Consider the following 14,319-nt stretch of genomic DNA (forward strand, 5'->3'; position numbering starts at 1 on the left):
CAGCTCGGCAACACCAGCTGGATCGCCCACGTCGGCGATCCACGGGACAGCGTCGTCACCGTGAAGAGGCACAGCATGAGGTCATCGAGTCAGCGTCATCACCTCGGATGGATCCCGGCCGCGATCATGGCCGTGGTCGCCCTGGCCCTCGGGACGCCCGTGGTCGCGGCGAGCCCGGCGACCGCGTCGCCGCCGAGTCCGCAGCACGGTCCGTCCGGCTCCGGTCATGCGCGGTCCGCACCCAGGCCGGTGATCGACGCCAACTTCGCCGACCCGGACATCCTGCGGGTCGGGCGCGTCTACCACGCCTACGCGACCAATTCCGGTGGCAAGAACATCCAGCACGAGACCTCGACCGATCTCGTCCACTGGACCGCTCGCCCGGATGCGCTCCCGACCCTGGGCGCCTGGACCGGACCGTGCAGCTTCACCCCTGGCGGCGCCACCGACGACTGCGTCTGGGCGCCCGACGTATCGGCCGTGCCCGGCGGGTACGCGATGTACTACACGGCCCGTGACGCACTGGTGCCCCGTCAGTGCATCGGTATGGCGTTCTCCACCTCGCCGGACGGCCCGTTCACCCCCGTCGGCACCGAGCCACTGGTCTGTCCCGACGGACAGCGCGGCACCACCGATCTCGGCGGCGCCATCGACCCGTCGACGTATGTGGAGAACGGCCACCGCTACCTGCTCTGGAAGGCGGACGGCAACTGCTGCGCGCTGCCGGCGACCATCTATCTGCAGCCGTTGTCCGCGGACGGCCGCACCCTCACCGGGCCGCCGACGAAACTCATCTCGAACGACCTGCCGTTCGAGGGGCACGTCGTGGAGGCGCCGACCCTGGTCAAGCACGCCGGCACCTACTACCTCTTCTTCTCCGCCAACGACTTCGGCGGCGGCAACTACCGCACCGGGTACGCGACCGCGACGTCGCTCACCGGACCGTTCACGCAGTCGCACACCGAGTTGATGACCACCGACCTCTTCCACGGCACCGTGATCGGGCCGGGTGGACAGGACGTGATCACCGCGGCCGACGGCAGCACGAAGATCGTCTTCCACGGATGGGACCCGACGTACAGCTACCGCGCGATGTACGTCAGCGGGCTCAGTTGGTCGCGCAGCGGGGTGCCGAGCGTCGACAGCGCCGACGTCCGGTACCAGGCAGAGGACGGGGCCGTCACGGACGCTCGCGTCGTGCAGGACGTGACCGCCTCCGGAGAGGCCAAGGTGGGCTACCTGGACAACCCGGACAGCTCTGTCACCGTGCGGATCGCCGCGGACCACAGCGGTCCGGCGACGCTCGGCATCCGCTACGACAACGGCTCGCGTGATGCGTCGGGCAACGGTGTCGCAGCCACGGACAAGGTCGCGGTCAACGGGCGCGCGGCCGGCACGGTCACACTGCGCAACACGGCGTGGGGCAACTGGTCGACGACCGCGTACGACGTGCGCCTCCATCGGGGTTGGAACACCGTGACCCTGACCAAGGCGACGTACTACGCCGAGCTCGACGCGATCGACCTCTACCGCAGCCCCGTCGCGCCGGACCGTACGCCCACCGCACCGCCGCCGGGTCGCATGCCGACGCGGTACGAGGCCGAGGGCGGGGTGATCGTCGATGCACGAGTCATCGCTGATCCCAGTGCATCCGGCGGGGAGAAGGTCGGCGGCCTGGACAACGCCGACAGCTCGGTGACCCTCACCGTCCAGCGAGCCCGTGCAGGCCGCGCCATCCTGGGCATCCGGTTCGGCAACGGGTCGCTGGACCGCAGCGGATACCCGGTGTCCTCCAGTGACCTGATCACCGTCGACGGGCGCCGCGCGCCGGACGTGATCTTCCCCAACACCACGTGGGACAACTGGTCGACCGTCTACTACCCGGTGCGACTGCACCGCGGCAGTAACACCATCACGCTCACGAAGTCGACGTTCTACGCGGAGCTCGACGCCGTCGACGTGTACTGACCCTCACTGGCAGCCGCGGACGCGCTGCCTTCGGCGGCTGCCGCTCGGACGCCGGCGACGGGCTGCGAGGCTTGTGCCCATGAGCACGATCGCGATCGTCGGCGGGGGCATCACCGGGCTTGCCGCCGCCTGGCACCTGGCGACCCGGCATCCGGGCCACGACGTCGTGCTGCTCGAGAGCACGTCGCGGCTCGGCGGCAAGCTCGACTCCATCCGGGTGGCAGGCCACGTGGTCGACGGAGGTGCCGAGTCGGTGCTGGCACGACGACCCGAGGCCTTGGAGCTGATGGCCGAGATCGACGCTCCACTGGTGCATCCGGAGCGATTCCCCGCGAGCCTGTGGAGCCGGGGCGCCATGACTCCGATGCCCGCGGGCACGTTGATGGGTGTGCCCTCCGACCCGTCGTAGCTGCGCGGCCTGCTGACCGATGACGAGGTGGCCCGGGTGCGCGACGAGCGTTCCGTGGACCTCGACGGTGCCGACATCGGCATCGGTGACCTGGTCGAACGCGCCTGCGGCAGTGCGGTCGTCGACCGCCTGGTCGAACCGTTGCTCGGCGGGGTGTACGCCGGGCACGCCCGCGCGCTGTCCGCGCGTGCCTGCATGCCGGCCCTGTGGGAGGCAGCTGCCACCGGTCGCTCCCTGCTGCAGACCGCGGCGCGCGCGGCCGAGGTCGGCGCCGCCCGCCGGGACGAGCCGGTGTTCGCCGCCGTCGACGGGGGTCTGGGCACCCTGCCGGCCCGTCTGGTCGAGGCGGCGCGCGGTGCGGGGGTCACGATCCGCACCGGTGCGGTCGTCTGCGGCCTGACGGCGGAAGGTCCGGCATGGCGGCTGCGGTTGACCGGCTCGGAGTCCGGCGCCGGCACCGGGGACGCCGCGCCCGCCACCACGGTGCATGCCGACGCGGTGCTGCTCGCCACCCCGGCGGCGCCGACCGCGCGCCTGCTGAGCGACCCGGCACCCGACGCGGCGGCGGCGCTGCGGACCATCGAGTACGCATCGATGGCGCTGGTGACGTTCGCCTTCCGCGCGTCGGACGGCGCGGCGTTCGAGGGGACGACGGGCTTCCTGGTGCCCCCGGTCGACGGAGCGCAGATCAAGGCGTCCACCTTCAGCAGCAGCAAGTGGCCGTGGCTCACGGACGCGGTGCCGGATCTGCGGTTCGTGCGGGTGTCCCTGGGGCGGCACGGCGAGGAACGCGTGCTGCAGAAGGACGACGCCGACCTGATCCGGATCGGCCTGGCGGACCTCCAGAAGGCGGTCGGCGCGATGCCGGAGCCCGTCGATGCGCAGGTGCGCCGCTGGGGCGGCGGCCTGCCGCAGTACGCGGTCGGTCACCTCGACACGGTCGCCTCGGTCCGCGCGGCCGCGGCGGCGCACCCGACGCTCGCACTGGCCGGTGCGGCGTACGACGGGGTCGGGATCCCGGCCTGCATCGCGTCCGGGCGCAGGGCGGCCGAGGAGCTGGTCACCCGGCTGTGAGGCGGTCAGGCGACGTTGGGACGATGGGGCCATGACGCACCACGACAACCCGCAGCCGACGACCGAGCACGCCGAGCAGATCAACGCCTCGATCCGCTACACGATGTACTCGGTCTTCACGGTCGCCCGCGAGCTCCCCGCGGACCGGGACGAGCTGGTCGGGGAGACCGAGCAGTTCGTCAAGGGGCTGGACGCCGAGGGAGTGGTCGTCCGCGGCATGTACGACGTGTCCGGGCTGCGCGCCGACGCCGACCTGCTGGTGTGGTGGCACGCCGAGACCATCGAGGCGCTGCAGGCGGCGTACAAGGGCTTCCTCGCGACGCCGCTCGGGCGGCACCTGGACGGGTTCTGGTCCAATGTCGGGCTGCACCGGCCCGCAGAGTTCAACCGGGGTCACGTGCCGGCGTTCCTGGCCGGTGAACCCGCTAAGCGCTATCTCTGCGTCTACCCGTTCGTGCGTTCCTACGACTGGTACCTGCTGCCGGAGGACGAACGCCGCACGATGCTGCGCGATCACGGTCTGGCGGCACGCGACTTCGCCGACGTGCGCGCGAACACCGTCGCGTCGTTCGCGCTCGGCGACTACGAGTGGTTGCTGGCGTTCGAGGCGGACGAGCTGCACCGGATCGTGGACCTGATGCGCGCGTTGCGGGAGACAGAGGCGCGCCGGCACGTGCGCGAGGAGTTGCCGTTCTTCACCGGCCCGCAGACGAGCGTCGCCGACTTCGCGACCGCCCTGCGCTGAGCTGAGCTGAGCCTCCAACACGGCGAGAGGGTCGCAGCGCGCTCCATGGAGCGCGCCGCGACCCTCGTCGTCGTGCGGAAGACGTCAGGACGTCGGCTGCAGGGTGATGCTGACCGAGTTGATGCAGTAGCGCTGGTCGGTCGGGGTGTCGTACCCCTCGCCCTCGAAGACGTGGCCCAGGTGCGAACCGCAGTTGGCGCAGCGCACCTCGGTGCGCTTCATGCCCATCGAGCGGTCGGTGATGAGCTCGACGTTGTCGCCCTCGGACGGCTCGTAGAAGGACGGCCACCCGCAGTGACTGTGGAACTTGCCCGTGCTGCGGAAGAGCTCGATGCCGCACGCCCGACAGTTGTAGATGCCGGTCGTCTCCGTGTCGGTGTACTCGCCGGTGAACGCGCGCTCGGTGCCCGACTTGCGCAGCACCTGGTACTCCTCCGGCGACAGCTGCTCGCGCCATTCCGCGTCGGACTTGGTGACGGGGTAGGTCTTCTCGTTGGTGTCTTCGGACTTGTCGGTGGTGCGACCGAACATGGCGGATTCCTCTCGGGTGGACTACCTAGACCAACGCCGCCGACCGGCCGGTTGTTTCCGGCAGGGCGGCGGCGTACGGGTCGCGGCGCGTCAGCTGGTGCTCAGCCGCCGATGTGCAGCCGGACGATCTGCGGGTCGTGGTCGGAGTCCTGGTCGCTGAACTCCGCGTTCGTGTGCACGATGTCGTAGCTGTACGCCGAGCCCTTGGACAGCGCCGGGCTCAGCAGGATGTGGTCGAGCACCTGGCTGTTGCCCTCGAAGTCGTAGGTGTAGCGCTGGTTCTTCGGAAGCGTGCGCGGCAGGTCCGTGAGGCGGGTGCCACTGTGACCGGCCAGGATGTCGGCGGTCGCGCTGAACTCGAAGTCGTTGAGGTCGCCCAGCACGACGACGTTCGCCTTCTTGTTCGCCGACAACAGGCTGTCGACGAAACCGCGGACGAGGGTGGCCTGCTGGTGCCGCTGGTTCTCCGAGCTGCGGACCGGCTGCTGCCAGCGGCCCATCAGGGGGTCGTCACCACCCTTGGAATCGAAGTGGTTGGCGATGACGAAGACCGGCGCGCCCTGCCAGCGGAACTCTGCGACCAGCGGCTTGCGGGAGTCGTCCCACGCGGCATTCGTCGGGTCGATGCGCCCGGGGGAGGCGCTGATCGAGGTGCGAGCGCCCTTCCCGATCACGGTCGTCGACGAGATCGCTGTGCCGCCGCTCTTGTCCACGAACGACAGGCCGCGGTCCGTGCGGAAGAGGAAGACCTGCCGGATGTTGCCGCCCGGCTGGCCGCCGTCGGTCTTGTCCTGCGGGTTGATCCACCGCGCCTGGTACGACGGGCCGCCCGCGGCGCTGATGGCGGCGACGAGCTTCGCGACGGTCGCGGAGGAATCGGTGGTCCCGTCGTCGGTGGCGCCGCTGTTGTCCTGGATCTCCTCCAGCGCGACCAGATCGGGGGCGCGCAGGTTGGTGACGATCTGGCCGGCGAGCCGGCTGAACTTGGTCGCCGGGTCCTGCGGCGCGAGGTTCTCCACGTTGAACGTCGCGACCGCGAGCTGGGAGCGGGAGGCGCGTGCCGTCACCTCACGGGTGAGGCCGTCGGAGCGCCGCTGGCCCACCGAGGTCGCCATCAGGTGGAAGTTGCCGAAGGTGTAGTCCATGACGCCGGTGGTGAGGCCGGCGTAGCGGTCGCCGACGTTCGCGGCGCTGGGCACACTCGCCGTCGGCAGCAGCGCGGTGTCGAGGATCAGCCGCATCGAGTTGGGGTGGTCGTATCCGGAGTAGAGGACCCCGCCACGCGGAGTGGAGATCGCGCGGACGTTCTGCCCGGGGACGATGGGCGTCTCGCCGTACGACACGGCGGTCGGGCCGACGGCCTTCGCGTTCAGCTCGGCGACGCGCATGCCCTCCAGGGACTCATCGAAGTCGAGGGCGTTGCGGGACGGGTCGAACGGGGTCTCGGCCGTCTCGACGTTGCCGGGGTTGCCCTGCTCGACGGTCTGCTGCGGCGCGATCCGGTCGCGGCCGATGACCACGGGGGCGGGCAGCGGGTTGCCCGTGCTGACGACGGTGACGGTGACCCCGCTCAGCTCGGTGGTGCTGAGGTTGCCGACGCCGCCGCTGCCGCCGGGGCGGAACTCCACGACGGTGCCCGCGACGGTGACGTCGTCGCCGGCGCTGACCGTGGGCACGGATTTGGTGTAGACGAAGATCCCCTCGCTGGTCGCGGGGTCGGAGTCGGGCGTCATCGATTGCATCCAGAAGCCTGTGCGGCTGGTGGCCGTGACGCGGCCGGCGACGCCCTGCACGGTCTGGCCCTTCAGCGGCGAGACATGCGCCGCGCCCTGGATCTGGTCGATGGTCGTGCCGGATGCGGCGTGGGCGGCCGGCTGCCACAGGGCGAGGCCTGCCGTGGCGCAGAGGGTGACGGTGCCGAAGGCGCTGAGGGTGCGTCTGCTGGTCGAGATGCGGGGCATGGTGAGCTTTCCTATCTGTGACGGTGCGGTTCTCCGCGGCGCGACGGTGGATCGCGGGTGGAGTCGGTCGCTCGACTGTATGCATCCTGAGAGGGCCCGCGGGAGGGGCGCGGATGGCCATTCGGTGAACGCGGAGCTGCCCTCTTCGGCGTCGGACGGCCGCTCGCCCGGCGGATCCCGCAGTGCTGGGGGTGCACGCGGCTAGGGTCGGGCAGCATGAGCGCCAGCAAGCCGGTCATGCTCGAGATCGAGTCGCCGGGCGGCGAGCCGCGTACCGTCCGGCTCTCCAGCCCGGACCGGGTGATGTGGCCGGACGACGGCTACACGAAATTGGATCTGGCGCAGTATCTGATCGCCGTGGGGGAGTCGTTCCTGCGCGCGAACGGCGACCGGCCGGTCGCCCTCGAACGTTTTCCCGACGGGGTCGACGGGGAGCGGTTCTTCTCCAAGAACCCGCCGCGCGGGGTCCCCGAGTACGCGCGATCGGTCACCTGCACCTATCCCTCGGGTCGCTCGCACCCGCAGTTGGTGCTCGACGAGGTCGCCACGGCCGTGTGGGCGATCCAGATGAACACCGTCACCTTCCACCCGTGGCCGGTCCGTGCCGCTGACAACGACCACCCGGACGAATTGCGCATCGACCTGGACCCGCAGCCCGAGCGGTCGTTCGCCGACGTCGTCGAGGCGGCCACCGAGCTGCGGGACGTGCTGCGGGAGGCGGGTTTCGATCCGCGGGTGAAGACGTCCGGCAACCGGGGCCTGCACGTCTACGCGAGCATCGAGCCGACACACGAGTTCCTCGACGTCCGTCACGGCGTCATCGGCGTCGCCCGCGAGCTGGAGCGCCGGATGCCGGAGCTGGTCACCACCGCCTGGTGGAAGGAGGAGCGCGGGGAGAAGATCTTCGTCGACTTCAACCAGGCATGCCGGGACCGCACCATCGCGGGCGCGTACAGCCCGCGGCCGTTGCCCGGGGCGCCCGTGTCGATGCCGGTGCGCTGGGAGGAGTTGGGCGACATCGCCACGAAGGATTTCACCATCGCGACGGTGCCGAAGCTGCTGGATGACCGTGGTGACGCGTGGGCGCAGCGAGGTGCCGTGGGCGACGTACGCGGCGCGATCGCGTTGTGGGACAAGGACGTCGACGAACGAGGCCTGGGGGAGATGCCCTTCCCGCCGGACTATCCGAAGATGCCGGGCGAGCCACCGCGCGTGCAGCCGTCGCGCAAGAAGATGGAGGGCTGAGTCATGCGACTTCCCGTGAACCCACCCGTCAAGCCGATGCTGGCCAAGTCGGTGCCCGGCATCCCGGACGGAGCGTCGTACGAACCGAAGTGGGACGGGTTCCGTTCGCTGGTCTTCCGGGACGGCGACGAGGTCGAGCTCGGCAGCCGCAACGAGCGGCCGATGACGAGGTACTTCCCGGAGCTGGTGGCAGCGGTGCTGAAGGAGTTGCCGGAGCGCTGCGTGGTCGACGGCGAGATCGTGATCGCGACCGACCACGGCCTGGACTTCGAGGCGCTGCAGCAGCGCATCCATCCGGCGGTGTCGCGAGTGACGATGTTGAGCGAGAAGACGCCGGCGTCGTTCGTCGCGTTCGACCTGCTGGCGCTGGGTGACGAGGACCTGAGCGGCCGCCCCTTCGAGGATCGCCGGGCGATCCTCGTCGAGGCGCTGTCCGGTGCCGGGCCGTCGGTGCACGTCACACCGGCGACGACCGATCCGAGGTCGCGCAGCGCTGGTTCACCGAGTTCGAGGGCGCCGGGCTGGACGGGGTCGTCGCGAAGCCGCTGGACGGCACGTATCAGCAGGACAAGCGCGTGATGTTCAAGATCAAGCACACGCGGACCGCCGACTGCGTGCTCGCCGGATATCGCTGGCACAAGACCTCGACGCAGGAGAAGCCGCTCATCGGTTCGCTGCTGCTCGGGTTGTACGAAGACGGCCGGTTGCAGAACGTCGGTGTCGTGGGCGCGTTCACGGCGAAACGGCGCGCGGAGTTGGTCGAGGAGTTGGAACCCCTGCTGCTCGGCGAGGGGGATGACCACCCCTGGCAGGAGTGGTCCAGCCCCGCGGCGCACGAGGGCCAGCGGCTGCCGGGCAACGTGAGCCGGTGGAATGCGACGAAGGACCTGTCGTTCGTCCCGCTGCGTCCCGAGCGGGTGCTCGAGGTGAAGTACGAGCACATGGAGGGCACCCGTTTCCGCCATCTCGCGCACTTCATCCGATGGCGCGATGACCGCACGCCGGAGTCCTGCACCTACGGGCAGCTCGAGGAGCCGGTCAACTTCCGCCTCACCGACATCGTGCCGGGGCTCGGGGTGGCGACGGACTGATCGGCACTGCACCCTCTGGCTGCTGTCCGCTCCCACCCTGACGGTGTTGGCGTCGGTTGACGGTGTTCGAACGCCGTCGATGGTGGTGAACGCCGTCAGCCTCATGCCGCGCCTCGTCCCTCGTGGGCGGGCCGCTGGGGCATCAGTCCGGGGGTGAGGTCCCAGGTGACGCCGGTCGTGGTGACCGTGGCGGTCAGCAGGTCGCGGTGCACGATCGTGTGGTGCCTGGCGCAGAGCAGTGCGGCGTTGGTGAGTTTGGTTTCGCCGCCGGCCCACCAGGGCAGGACATGGTGCGCGTCGCACCAGTCCGGTGGTCGATCACAGCCGGGGAACGTGCACCCTTCATCGCGATGGACGATCGCGGTACGCAACCCTCCGGTGAAGAGGCGTTTGGTGCGCCCGACGTCCAACGGTTCGGACTCACCACCGAGCACTGCGGGGATCAGGTCGGCGTCGCAGGCGAGCCGTCGCAGGGTGCCCGCGTCGAGCAGATCGCCGTTGATCGTGCGGCCCACGCCGGGTAGGTGGCCGGGTGGGCCACCCTGGTGGCCACTGCCTAGTCGTCTGACGGCGGTGAGCTGGTCGAGGAGGGTCTGGTGGTCCAGGGTGACGATAATCCTGGCGGAGCCGCCGATGGTGCCGTTGCTGTGGGAGCGGTCCCCGTCCAACAGCCGGGCCGCGGTGTTGGCCAGTTCCATCAGGGCGTCCGCGCGGCGCTTACCGGGGGTGCGGACGTCCCGCTCCGGCACCACATCAACCGTCGAGTCCACAGACGTGTCAGCGGTGTTCGGGCCAGTGCATGCTGCGGGTGCTGGTGCGGACAGGGCTTGGATGGCGTGTTTGATGACGGCGGCGTGACCGCCGGACAGGTCGGCGGTGAGCCGGGTGAGTCCGTTGGGAAGGTCGGTCCAGGTCAGCGTTTCGCAGGCCTGCTGGTGTTCGTCTTGTGCGATGAGGACTTCGGGGGCGAAGCGGCCGATGATCCGCGCGGACAGGTCTCGCAGGGTGCGGGTCCCGGTGTGCGAGAGCGCGAGGTACCAGGACAGCACCTCTTCCCGGTCCGCGCCGGGGATCACCGGCAGCACCTTGGGGACCTCCCGTAACGCGACTCGCGCGCAGTGCACTGTGACCGCGCCGGCGGCCAACGCATCGGCTACGACCCGGTTCCGCGGGTCGGCGCACCCGGTCGCGACCACCCCGATCCGACGGCAGATGGCCGGTTCGGCGACGATCGCGCTCGGCGCACACCCCTCGGCGCCACCGCCAAGTGACCCGGCAGAACCCGCTTCGGTGACGCACGCGGCAACCCACCCGCCCGCGTCAGTCGCAGTCGAGTTGGCCACAGTGCCGCGGGTGACCGCCTCCGTGGTGGCCACCGCCGCCAATGACTCTGCACGGGTCGCCAGACCCACCATCGTGGCCACGAACCCACCCAACTGGGCCTCGCCGAGCTGATACAAAGCACCGGACCAGTCCTCCAGTCGAGAGGCGAGCACCCCCAGGTCGGCCAGCAACCCGGCCGCCGCACCCGGACCGGCTGGCACCACCGGCGGGCAGGCGGCAAGTGGCGCATCAGGCACCCGTGAGATCCCCTCGACACTCATCCGCGCCCACCTCCTCCCACTCACCTGGCGGGCTTGCGATCTGCTCCCTATCGTACGCGCGTTCGAAGCCGCCCGCAAGAGCAAATAGGACGAATTATCATATTCGACAGTATGATTCGAGCAATCGTTATCCACATCCCTCAGTCGCAAACGGACTTGTCCACACCCAACAGCCACAGGGTGGACGCGACCCACAGCCGTCGTTCTCGTTGCCTCACGTGCACGGCTCCACGCCGCGTCCCTGCCGACCGGTCCGACCTGGCACGATGACGCCGTGAGCCACGTCATCCGAAGGACAGCGACCGTCGGAGCCGTGGGGGTCACCGTCGCCGGAGCCTCACTCGTCGGGCTCGGCGGCTACTTCGTCCGCCAGATCCTGACACCTGCCAAGACGGTGGCCGAGGACGAGACGGTGCTTGCCGTCGACGCCGACACCGTCACCCTCCGACGCACGCCGGCGTCGGCGTCACCCGGGCGCTACAGCCTGTATTGGCAGTCGTTCTCGGGCCATGCGCGGATCGGGGAGATCCTCCACGAGGACGACGAATCGGTCACTCGCGAGGTGCTGGCGGTCGACTTCGGACGGCTGACCGCCGGCCCGGCCCGGTTCAGCAGCTACTTCTACCCGGCGCCGTCGGTCGAGGACGGCACGCAGCTGCAGGAGATGACGTACGACGGCCCGCTCGGCACCATGCCCGCGTGGGTGAGCGAGCCGGCCCAGCCGCAGGACGACGTGTGGGCGGTCCTCGTGCACGGTCGCGGTGCGTTCCGCGCCGAGGCGCTGCGCGCCGTACCCCTGCTGCACGACCTCGGTCTCGCGATCCTGGTGCCCGGCTACCGCAACGACGTCGACACCCCGCCCAACGCCGACGGTCGCTACCACCTGGGACTGTCCGAATGGCGCGACATCGAAGCTTCGCTCGCGTACGCCGTCGAGCGCGGCGCGCAGCGCATCGTGCTCTTCGGGTGGTCGATGGGCGGCGCGATCGTGCTGCAGCTGCTGGACCACTCGGCGTACGCCGACAAAGTGGTCGGGGTCGTCCTCGACGCCCCGGTGGTGAGCTGGCGGCAGGTCATCGACTCCCATGCGGCCGCGCACCGTCTGCCGCTCGCGCTCAGCCATGCCGCCCAGCGCCTCGTCGGTCAGTCGTGGAGCAAGTCGTTCGGTGGGGTCAGCATTCCGCTGTCGATCCCGCACACCGACTGGATCGCGCGGGCCGACGAACTGAGGGTGCCGACCCTGCTGATCCACTCCGTGGACGACGATTTCGTGCCCTACGAGCCCTCGCGCGACCTGGCCGAGGCCCGACCCGACGTCATCCAGCTCGAGACCTGGCACACCGCGCTGCACTGTCGGGAGTGGAACGTCGACCCGCAGCGGTGGCGCTCCGTGGTCGAGACCTTCGTGCGGACGCGGGTGGCCGAGTCCGGGCGAGGCGCCGACGACGAATAGCGCGGCTGCTCTTGACGGTCGACCCGGGCCGGGGTCTCGCGTCTGTGAGTAGAGTCGGTTCATCTCGCATGACCCCGAGCACCAGGAGTGAAGCCACGTGAAGGTCAATCCGTTCTCCGCCGGCCCCGCCGCAGCACTCGCCCTCGGTGTTCTGCTACCGAGCGCGCTCCCCAAACGGCGGCTGCTGTCCGTGGCGCTGGTCGGCGGCGCCTACGCCGCGACGATCGTGCAGGACCCGTCGAGCCCCCGTGCGTTCACGGTCTCGACCAAGGGGCTGCCGATCCCGCCCGCGCAGGAGCAGCTCGCCAAGATCGCTCTGCCCAGCCTGATCGTCGGCCTCGCGTCGGTGCCGGTCATCGGTCTCGCGCGGCTCCTGCCGCTCGGCCGGGTGCCTGCCGCGCTCGCCCTCGGTGGCGCCTACGTCGCCGCGGAGTCCTACCTGGCCGACAAGGGCCAGCAGGCGGTCGCCAAGGTCGACCTCAGCAACGAACCGGAGTCGATCGGCTGATCGTCCTCACCTGACCCACGTCGCCCGCGGCCATCGGCCGCGGGCTTCGTCGTATCTACGGCACCGTGTCACCCCGCGCTTCCGACCCCCCAGCGGGCGATGAGCGTGGAGTCCTGCTCCACCAGCGACAGCAGTTCCAGGTCGGACCGGTGGGCGGGACCGGACAGCGTGCGGATCGCGATGCCGGACAGCGTCATCGGCGTCGTCGTCGTGCAGATCTCATCGACGAGCCCGTGTTCGAGCATCGAGCTCGCCAGGTGCGGACCGCCTTCGCAGAGCACCCGTGTCATCCGGTCCCGTCGGAACCGGGCGAGCACCTCGTCGAACGCGCCCGACACGGAGTAGACGGCTCCGCGCTCCGGCGTCGCGGGCTGCGCCGAGAGCTGAGTGGACGTCAGCACGGCAAGGTCCGGGTGGGGTGCGGGGCCGGTGCGGAAGGACGCCAGGTGTTCCGGGGTGGTCAGCGCCGAATACTGCTCTGCTGCATACGTTCCGCGCCCGATGAGGACGACGTCCGCCCAGGCGCGCAGCACGTCGAAGACCCGTCGGTCGGCGGGGGAGCCGATCGACCCGGACAGGCCGTCCGGACCGGCAGCGGCGCCGTCCACGGTGGAGACCATGTTGAGCCGCACGTGCGTCCGCGGCTCGTCCTGGGCGGGTTCCGTGGAGTAGAGCCGCACCAGCTCGGCGTCGCTAAGCTCGGCGGAAGGGCTTGGAATGAGTTGGCGCACTGTGCCATCCAAGCAACCGCGAGCGATCAGGGAGACCCGCATGGGTAAGAAAGCAGCCGCCAAGGACCTCGCGACGACGTTGGAGAAGGCGCTGCGGGTGCACCAGGGGTTCGTCCTGGCCGACCGTGCACCCGCATCGACACCGGGTTTCACGAAGGGCAAGAAGACCGCGGTCTCGGCACAGGAGGCCACGGCGGCCGAGCTCGACGACCTGCAGGAGCGGATGTACGCCGAGAGCACCCAGGGCGGCCGGCGCAAGGTGCTGCTGGTCGTGCAGGGGATGGACACGTCCGGCAAGGGCGGCATCATGCGGCACGTCGTCGGGTCCCTCGACCCGCAGGGCGTCACGCACCACGCGTTCAAGAAGCCGACGCGCGAGGAGCTGAGTCACCCCTTCCTGTGGCGCGTGCGCAACGCGCTCCCGCCGGCGGGCAGCGTCGGTGTCTTCGACCGGTCCCACTACGAGGATGTCCTGGTGGCACGGGTGCACAACCTCGTGCCGCCCGCGACGATCAGTCGCCGCTACGGGCAGATCAACGGCTTCGAGCAGACCCTTGTCGACAACGGCACCACCGTGATCAAGGTAATGCTGCACGTCTCGCGCGAGGAGCAGGGTGAGCGTCTCGCCGGGCGACTCGACCGGGTCGACAAGCAGTGGAAGTTCAACCCGAACGACGTCGACGAGCGCGGCTTCTGGCCGGCGTACCAGGAGGCCTACCAGCTCGTCATGGACAAGACCTCGACCGACGCCGCGCCGTGGTACGTCGTGCCGGCCGACCACAAGTGGTACGCGCGCCTCGCGGTGCACCACCTGCTGCTGCACCACCTGCGGGCGATGGACCCCCAGTGGCCGGCGCCGTCGTACGACGTGTCGGAGCAGAAGGCGCGCCTCGCGTCCAGCTGATCAGCCCCCGACTCTCCTTCGCAGGTCAGCCGCGCAGGAAATGACCGCACGGGCGACAACCCACCCGGGCAGTGTTAGGCGGCGCAGGAAGGTGA

10 protein-coding genes and 2 pseudogenes are annotated in these 14,319 nt (G+C 70.0%); 8 read left to right on the top strand and 4 right to left on the bottom strand.

The window, feature by feature from the left end; translation table 11 throughout:
* Positions 1–75 precede the first annotated feature (75 nt).
* From LVQ62_RS10915 to hemQ, 3 genes and pseudogenes are all read left to right on the top strand, one after another.
* Positions 76–1,968 carry a family 43 glycosylhydrolase gene (locus LVQ62_RS10915; RefSeq protein WP_233761571.1) on the top strand — a complete coding sequence of 631 codons (1,893 nt, stop codon included), beginning with the start codon at positions 76–78 and terminating at the stop codon, positions 1,966–1,968.
* Positions 1,969–2,047: 79 nt separating this feature from the next.
* Positions 2,048–3,451, top strand: a pseudogene (gene hemG / locus LVQ62_RS10925) (protoporphyrinogen oxidase).
* Positions 3,452–3,482: 31 nt separating this feature from the next.
* Positions 3,483–4,196 carry a hydrogen peroxide-dependent heme synthase gene (gene hemQ / locus LVQ62_RS10930; RefSeq protein ID WP_208052223.1) on the top strand — a complete coding sequence of 238 codons (714 nt, stop codon included), beginning with the start codon at positions 3,483–3,485 and terminating at the stop codon, positions 4,194–4,196.
* An 84-nt stretch (positions 4,197–4,280) separates the two neighbouring features.
* Here the strand turns inward: hemQ and msrB are convergent, their stop codons facing one another.
* Together msrB and LVQ62_RS10940 are read right to left on the bottom strand one after the other, a co-directional pair.
* On the bottom strand, positions 4,281–4,727 hold the full coding sequence (gene msrB / locus LVQ62_RS10935) for a peptide-methionine (R)-S-oxide reductase MsrB (protein WP_208052222.1): 447 nt from the start codon (positions 4,725–4,727) through the stop codon (positions 4,281–4,283).
* A gap of 101 nt (positions 4,728–4,828) precedes the next feature.
* Entirely contained in the window at positions 4,829–6,688 is a 1,860-nt protein-coding gene (locus LVQ62_RS10940) for an endonuclease/exonuclease/phosphatase family protein (RefSeq protein ID WP_208052221.1), read from the bottom strand.
* Positions 6,689–6,904: 216 nt separating this feature from the next.
* Between LVQ62_RS10940 and ligD the strand changes: the two genes are divergently transcribed.
* Entirely contained in the window at positions 6,905–7,933 is a 1,029-nt protein-coding gene (gene ligD / locus LVQ62_RS10945) for a non-homologous end-joining DNA ligase (RefSeq protein WP_233761578.1), read from the top strand.
* A gap of 3 nt (positions 7,934–7,936) precedes the next feature.
* Positions 7,937–9,024: pseudogene (locus LVQ62_RS10950) on the top strand (ATP-dependent DNA ligase).
* Between the two features lie 101 nt (positions 9,025–9,125).
* Here LVQ62_RS10950 and LVQ62_RS10955 read toward each other — a convergent pair.
* Positions 9,126–10,628: an HNH endonuclease signature motif containing protein gene (locus LVQ62_RS10955; RefSeq protein WP_233761580.1), complete on the bottom strand. Its 1,503-nt coding sequence runs from the start codon at positions 10,626–10,628 to the stop codon at positions 9,126–9,128.
* Positions 10,629–10,902: 274 nt separating this feature from the next.
* Here LVQ62_RS10955 and LVQ62_RS10960 point away from each other — a divergent pair, with 274 nt between their 5' ends.
* A complete protein-coding gene (locus tag LVQ62_RS10960) occupies positions 10,903–12,081 on the top strand; it encodes a S9 family peptidase (RefSeq protein ID WP_233761582.1) in 1,179 nt (392 codons plus the stop codon).
* A 97-nt stretch (positions 12,082–12,178) separates the two neighbouring features.
* Complete coding sequence (locus tag LVQ62_RS10965; RefSeq protein ID WP_179481249.1) at positions 12,179–12,589, top strand: hypothetical protein; 411 nt, start codon at positions 12,179–12,181, stop codon at positions 12,587–12,589.
* Positions 12,590–12,657: 68 nt separating this feature from the next.
* Here LVQ62_RS10965 and LVQ62_RS10970 read toward each other — a convergent pair whose 3' ends face one another.
* Positions 12,658–13,320 carry a dihydrofolate reductase family protein gene (locus tag LVQ62_RS10970; RefSeq protein WP_233761584.1) on the bottom strand — a complete coding sequence of 221 codons (663 nt, stop codon included), beginning with the start codon at positions 13,318–13,320 and terminating at the stop codon, positions 12,658–12,660.
* Positions 13,321–13,360: 40 nt separating this feature from the next.
* On the opposite strand from LVQ62_RS10970, the gene LVQ62_RS10975 reads away from it, so the two are divergent.
* On the top strand, positions 13,361–14,224 hold the full coding sequence (locus LVQ62_RS10975) for a PPK2 family polyphosphate kinase (RefSeq protein WP_233761585.1): 864 nt from the start codon (positions 13,361–13,363) through the stop codon (positions 14,222–14,224).
* Positions 14,225–14,319 lie beyond the last annotated feature (95 nt).

Origin of the sequence: Allobranchiibius sp. GilTou73, assembly GCF_021391335.1 — a bacterium.
Lineage (GTDB): Bacteria > Actinomycetota > Actinomycetes > Actinomycetales > Dermatophilaceae > Allobranchiibius > Allobranchiibius huperziae.

What these genes read in the sequence shown, in the direction of transcription:
- LVQ62_RS10955 (WP_233761580.1), bottom strand. Translation starts at nt 10,628, where the DNA reads ATGAGTGTCGAGGGGATCTCACGGGTGCCTGATGCGCCACTTGCCGCC.
- ligD (WP_233761578.1), top strand. Translation starts at nt 6,905, where the DNA reads ATGAGCGCCAGCAAGCCGGTCATGCTCGAGATCGAGTCGCCGGGCGGC.
- hemQ (WP_208052223.1), top strand. Translation starts at nt 3,483, where the DNA reads ATGACGCACCACGACAACCCGCAGCCGACGACCGAGCACGCCGAGCAG.
- LVQ62_RS10940 (WP_208052221.1), bottom strand. Translation starts at nt 6,688, where the DNA reads ATGCCCCGCATCTCGACCAGCAGACGCACCCTCAGCGCCTTCGGCACC.
- LVQ62_RS10915 (WP_233761571.1), top strand. Translation starts at nt 76, where the DNA reads ATGAGGTCATCGAGTCAGCGTCATCACCTCGGATGGATCCCGGCCGCG.
- msrB (WP_208052222.1), bottom strand. Translation starts at nt 4,727, where the DNA reads ATGTTCGGTCGCACCACCGACAAGTCCGAAGACACCAACGAGAAGACC.
- LVQ62_RS10975 (WP_233761585.1), top strand. Translation starts at nt 13,361, where the DNA reads ATGGGTAAGAAAGCAGCCGCCAAGGACCTCGCGACGACGTTGGAGAAG.